Genomic DNA, 5,859 nt, shown 5'->3' with positions numbered 1-5,859 from the left:
TCATGGGGGGCAGGAGGGCGGGGGTGCGTCACTCCGCGCCCCTTGCGGCCCCATCCGCCGCACCTGCCGTAACCGCCGTAACCGCCGCGAAACGTGCGCGACACCCCCTGCTGGAAACATGGAGAACATGCACGGAGAGCCGCCGCAGACCGCCGAAGCCGCACCCTCAGGTTCCCCGCCGCTGGCCGGGTTCACCGTCGGGGTCACCGCCGCGCGCCGCGCCGAGGAGCTCGGCACGCTGCTGCGGCGGCGCGGCGCGGAGGTGCAGCACGCGCCCGCGCTCCGCATCGTCCCGCTGCCCGACGACACCGAACTCCTCGCCGCCACCAAGGAGTTGATCGCGGACGCGCCGGACCTCGTGGTCGCCACGACCGCGATCGGCTTCCGCGGCTGGATCGAGGCGGCCGACGGCTGGGGCCTCGGCGAGGCGCTGCTGGAACGGCTGCGCGGGGTCCGGCTGCTGGCGCGCGGGCCGAAGGTGCGCGGCGCGATCCGGGCCGCCGGGCTCACCGAGGAGTGGTCGCCCGCCTCCGAGTCCATGGCCGAGGTGCTGGACCGGCTGCTGGAGGAGGGCGTCGAAGGGCGCCGGATCGCGCTCCAGTTGCACGGCGAGCCGCTGCCCGGCTTCGTCGAGGCGCTGCGCGCCGCGGGCGGCGAGGTCGTCGGCGTCCCCGTCTACCGGTGGATGCCGCCGGAGGACATCGGGCCCGTCGACCGCCTGTTGGACGTGGCGATCGCCCGCTCGCTCGACGCGATCACCTTCACCAGCGCGCCCGCCGCCGCGTCCCTGCTGCGCCGGGCCGAGGAGCGGGGCCTGCGCGAGGAGCTGCTGGCGGCGTTGCGCCACGACGTCCTGCCGGCGTGCGTCGGGCCCGTGACCGCCCTGCCGCTGGAGGCGCACGACATCCCCACCGCGCAGCCGGAGCGGTTCCGGCTGGGACCGCTCGTCCAGCTGCTGTGCGTCGAACTCCCCGGGCGTGTACGGGCGTTGCCGGTGGCCGGGCGGCGGCTGGAGATCCGCGGGCACGCGGTGCTGGTGGACGGCGAGCTGCGGCCCGTACCGCCCGCGGGCATGGCCCTCCTGCGGGCCCTGGCCCGCCGCCCCGGCTGGGTCGTGCCGCGCGCCGACCTGCTGCGGGCGCTTCCGGGCGCCGGCCGCGACGAGCACGCCGTGGAGACGGCGATGACCCGCCTGCGGACCGCCCTGGGGGCGCCGAAGCTCATCCAGACGGTCGTGAAGCGCGGGTACCGCCTGGCGCTGGACCCCGCGGCGGACACGAAGTACGGGGACGGATAGGGCGACCGCGGCTTCCGGCCCACTCCGCCTCAGGGGAGCGAGGCTTCAGGGAAACGAGGCCTCAGGAGAGCGGGCTTCAGGAGAGCGAGGCCGGCTCAGCGCCTTCGCGGCTCGTGAGCCGGGGAGCGGAGGTTGCGGGACGGGTCCGCGGGATCGATGCCCGCCGCGACCAGGGACGCGGCGACAGCCGCCGCCCGGGGTGTGCCCGGCGCTTCGGCATGGGCGATCAGGCCTTCGGCCACGGCGCCGGTGCGGTGCTGGCCGAAGCTGAGACCGGCGGTTCCCGGTCGGCTGTCGTCGGGCTCGTGGGCCGTCGCGATGCCGGGGGACAGCTCCTCGGTGAAGCAGGAAGTCGACTCGCCGAGCCCTTTGGTCCCCGCCAGGACCCGTACGAGATCGGTGGCCACGTGCCGGAACCGCGGGCTCAGGTAGACGACGGCGGCGTCACGGCGCGGGTACTGCCGCGGACACGAAAGGATCTTGGCCTGGTAGGGCACGGCCTGTTCCTCAAGGTGCCGGAGCAGCGCGGCCCAGGCGTCCTCCGCGGCGTCAGGGCAGGTGAGGTGGGTGTAGACACGGAGCATGGGACCGCTGCCCACCCGCCCCGCGGATCCGTGGACGAGGAAGAACCCCGGAGACAGCGCGGGACGGGCCGCGTCGTGCCGGACCGTGACGGGTGTGCCGGGCGGCGGTAGGGGATCGGGCAGCCGGGCGAGAGGGACCCGTACGCGGACGCCGTCCAGGCTCACCACACAAGTCGAGCTGCCGGGGTCGACGGCGGACAGCACGGTGGCGCGGGAGCGTGTGCTGTGGTGCGGCATGGCTGCGCGGAAGCGCCGTTCGAGCCCGGGGTCGCGCAGTGCCCGCGAGTTCGGACCGGTGGCCTCCGGGGCGCCGGCGTGCAGGACCTCGTACAAGGCGGTCGCCAGACGCTGCTTCAGGTCTTCGAGCGATTCGGCGTTCACCTCCCGGGCACCGACGCGGGCCCGGCGAGCGCGCACGTCGACGCGCACCGCGTCCAGTGCCCGGTCGAGCCGCGTGCTGAGGACGGCCGGGTCGGTCACGCCGTGCCTCCCATGCCCAGGACCCGGATGAAGCGGTGGGGTGCGATCAGCACGCTGCGGCCGATTCCGACAGCGGCCCGCTGGGTCGGGGACAGACGCCCCCGCTCGCTGCCACTTGCCAGGACGCGGTCGAGCAGATGCCACCCGGCGAACGCGTTCGCCCGGCACGGCAAGCCGGGATCGAGGCCGCTCCGCCGACCGCGGTAGCCGTCCCAGAAAGCCAGGGCGATGGGGCGCAGGCGCTCCAGTTCCTGTACGCCCCTGGCGACGATGGTCCCGTGGGCGTCCTGCCGAGTGTCGTTCTCGTCAGGGGAGGAGGCGGGGATCCGGGTGACACCGGTCCAGAGCAGTTCGCCCAGGAAGCCGCCGACATCGCGGGCGGGGTCGGAGAACCGGAACTCCTCCCAGTCGCTCAGGTGGAGGACCCCGTCGGCGATCAGGAGCTGGTCGAAGCGCAGATCGCAGTGGGCCGGGCGGTGCGGAGCCCGGGCTTCCATCCCCCGCAACGTCCCGATGGCGGCCACGAGTTGCCGATCGCTCTGGAGAAGCCACCAGAATTCCAGTTCCGCGTGGGTCGCCTGGAGGAAGGCCCGTTCGGGGAGCGCGTCGAAGAATTCCGAGGGCGGCAGCGGATGCGGTGTACGGTCCAGCCCGTCGGCCTCTCCCGACGGCAGTTCGTGCAATTCCGCCAACATCAGGCCGACTTCATGCGCCAGATCCGCTCCGAAGGCGTCACGGGTGAGGAGTTCGTTTCCGGAGACAGCGGGGAGGAGTTCGAAGACCAGGATTCTCGACTCCTCGTCATGGCACAGCCGACGCGGCCGGCGCAGACCAGCGGGCTTGTTGCGGTCCGCCAACTCCTCGAAGGAAAGGGAGCGCCGGAAGCGGCGGAGCGAATCACCGGAATCCCCACCCACCTGTTTGACGAAGACGGAGTGGCCTCGTTCGGTCGTACCGGTCCAGTTGGTGTTGCGGCCCGGATACGAGGTGGTGTTGTCCGGGGGCAGGGCGCCTAGCCCCGCTCTCCGGAGCACCCTGTTCACCTGGGTTGTCCCGGCGGGGTCGGCCGCCCTCACCCGAAGCGGGGATTCACTGTCGACCCGAGCTTGCACAGCCCGCCTCTCCTGACTGCCGGGGCCCGCCGTGCGACAGGCCCCGGACTGTTTCACACGATCAGCACTGCACCTTCAGCACTGCACCTTCAGCACTGCACCTTCAGCACTGCACCCTTCAGCACTGCGCAGTGCAGCAGAGGCTCGTAGTCATCGGGTTGCCGCTGGCAAGGTTCTCGCCGTCCCACAGGTCGGCGATGAATTCCTCACCGCTCACATGGAACGAGAAACCGGCCATCAGGTCCTCGGCGGTTGCCTCGGCGTTCATGGTGAACTCCTCACGAATCGATGGGTTGTTCAGCACAGACCCACCCAGCACACCATCGAGGAGCGCTCCGGGCCAGGGACTAAAGTCCTTGATGATCTTGCTGGGAGGATTTCGCCGTACGGGATCCGGGATGTTTTCCTGATGGCAGGCAACCCCGGTAACGGAAAACGCGGTTGGCTGACCTGCCTGCTGAGGGATTACCCGGTACCGACACGACGGAGAGGGCGAGCAGCCGTGCCCGAACAGTTCGCACTTCGCCACGAAGGCCCGAGGGGACTCCGGCGGCGCCAACGGACTCGTGTGCGCGCCGCTGAGGTCGCACGCGAGGTGGCCGATCGACTCGCCGACCCGCGGTATGTGACCCGGCATGCCACCGAAGCCCCGGGCATGGAAGGCGCTCTGCTCGCCAACGGCCGGGCCGGTACGGCCCTGCTCTTCGCGGAACTCGCCCACACAGAGCCGGCGTACGCCGATGCGGCGCGCGCCAGCCTCGTCGAGTGCGCGCGGGCTCTTGGTTCCGCACCCAGTCGGAGCGGCTTGTTCAGCGGCTTGGCCGGACTCGGGCTGGCCGGGCGCGCGGTGGCCGGTGCGACCGGTCGGGAAGTCCCCATCCGCCGGCAGATCCTCGGTGCCCTGACCCCCGCTGCCCGGAGCTTCAGCGGCCTGGTGCGGGGGCGGCTGACCACCGGCGACGCGCCCCTGCGTATGGCGGACTACGACCTGCTCTACGGCCTGACCGGCATGGGCGTCTACTTCCTGGCCGAGGCCCCGGAGGGGTCCGACAGCCTCGGGGAGGTCGTCAGTGCCCTCACCCGCCTCCAGGGCACCCGGAAGGTCAACGGCCGCCAGGTGCCGGCCTGGTGCGTGGCCTCGACGCCCGCTGCCGAGGATGCCCAGGGGTTCCTCAACCTCGGAATGGCCCACGGGATATCCGGCCCGCTGGCATTCCTGTCGGTGGTCCTGCTGTCGGGGCAGGAGTACCCGGGACTGCGGGAGGCGGTGGAGCGGCTGGCCGCCTGGCTCCTCGGCCGGCGCGGCACGAGCCCTGAGGGCGGCACCGCCTGGCCCCGGTTCCTTCAGGTCGACGAGCACGGCCGCACGAGCCCGGGGACTCCCTTCACCCAACTCTCCTGGTGCTACGGCGATGTGAGCGTGGGCAACGCCGTACGCCTGGCGGGGCGTGCGCTGGGGCGGGAGGACTGGACTTCGCTCGCCACCCGAGCGCTGCTGACCGCGTGCGGCGGCCCGCCGCCGGGCAAGCCCCTTCGTGACGCGGCGCTGTGCCACGGGTGGTCGGGGCTGCTGGCCCTCGTCCTGCGGGGCGCCGAGGACGCGCCCGGTGACGCGGGCGCCGAACTCGTGGCCGAGCACCTGGCCGAACGCGTTCTGGAACATTACGACCCCAGCACGCCGTTCGGCTTCCAGGCCGACCTCGGCACCCTCAATCCCCGGCAGGACGACCCGGGGTTCCTGATGGGCGCGGCGGGGATCGCCCTCGCCCTCCACGCGTACGGCACGGGCGGTACGCCCAGGACGGGATGGGACGCGGCGCTCCTGCTGGGACCGCCGGTCTAGCCATGCGCCGGAGCGGACACGATCCGGTCGCCGCGCGCTGCGACTTGTCTCACATCAACTCGCCTGAACAGTAAGGGCTTTCCCTGCGTTCCCGGCCGTAGCCGGGCCGCCTCCGGCCGGAAACTTCCACCGGGCGCTGAACACCCCGCCCGCCACACCCGTACTCAGGAGCGACACCGCTCCTCGGGCCCGCCACCGCCTCCCCGCGCACACGGGCCCGAGGCCGGGAGCGGGGGTGCGCGGCGGACGGGGGGCGCGAACTCCCGCTCCACCCCCGCCGGTTCATCCGAAACCGTTCCCCGCTCCCGCGCGGAGCCGGGACTCGACCAGGAGGCACGGGTGCGCAAGGATGCGGCCGTGGTCGAACACCGCCCTTCCGGAACCCACCGGCACCGGGCCCCCAAAAACCCTTCAGGCGGCGGGGAGATGCCCGACGAGGAGCTGATGCGGGCGCTCTACCGCGAGCATGCAGGGCCCCTGCTCGGCTATGTGCTGCGGCTGGTCGCCGGGGACCGGCACCGCGCCGAGGACGTCGTCCAGGAG

At 72.5% G+C, this 5,859-nt stretch carries 5 protein-coding genes and 1 pseudogene; 3 read left to right on the top strand and 3 right to left on the bottom strand.

From position 1 onward, the window contains the following. Positions 1–118: 118 nt before the first annotated feature. On the top strand, positions 119–1,297 hold the full coding sequence (locus AOK16_RS13420; RefSeq protein WP_107098341.1) for a uroporphyrinogen-III synthase: 1,179 nt from the start codon (positions 119–121) through the stop codon (positions 1,295–1,297). 95 nt (positions 1,298–1,392) lie between these two features. Here the strand turns inward: AOK16_RS13420 and AOK16_RS13415 are convergent, their stop codons facing one another. From AOK16_RS13415 to AOK16_RS28230, 3 genes are all read right to left on the bottom strand, one after another. After that, positions 1,393–2,361 carry a T3SS effector HopA1 family protein gene (locus tag AOK16_RS13415; protein ID WP_055472496.1) on the bottom strand — a complete coding sequence of 323 codons (969 nt, stop codon included), beginning with the start codon at positions 2,359–2,361 and terminating at the stop codon, positions 1,393–1,395. Further along, the gene (lxmK, locus tag AOK16_RS13410) at positions 2,358–3,404 is read right to left on the bottom strand and encodes a class V lanthionine synthetase subunit LxmK (protein ID WP_276202500.1); all 1,047 of its coding nucleotides are present in this window, start codon (positions 3,402–3,404) and stop codon (positions 2,358–2,360) included. Before lxmK ends, AOK16_RS13415 begins: the two co-directional genes overlap by 4 nt. A 187-nt stretch (positions 3,405–3,591) precedes the next feature. Next, complete coding sequence (locus tag AOK16_RS28230; protein ID WP_240483550.1) at positions 3,592–4,194, bottom strand: hypothetical protein; 603 nt, start codon at positions 4,192–4,194, stop codon at positions 3,592–3,594. Between AOK16_RS28230 and AOK16_RS13405 the strand changes: the two genes are divergently transcribed. After that, the gene (locus tag AOK16_RS13405) at positions 4,129–5,316 is read left to right on the top strand and encodes a lanthionine synthetase C family protein (RefSeq protein WP_240483549.1); all 1,188 of its coding nucleotides are present in this window, start codon (positions 4,129–4,131) and stop codon (positions 5,314–5,316) included. The genes AOK16_RS28230 and AOK16_RS13405 overlap by 66 nt on opposite strands. A 339-nt stretch (positions 5,317–5,655) precedes the next feature. Further along, a pseudogene (locus AOK16_RS25555) lies at positions 5,656–5,859 on the top strand (sigma-70 family RNA polymerase sigma factor); the annotation flags it as partial.

The sequence above is a fragment of the Streptomyces pathocidini genome, from assembly GCF_001418495.1.
Lineage (GTDB): Bacteria > Actinomycetota > Actinomycetes > Streptomycetales > Streptomycetaceae > Streptomyces > Streptomyces pathocidini.
Note: the sequence above shows the minus strand (reverse complement) of the source record. Positions and strands in the feature narration are given on the sequence as shown.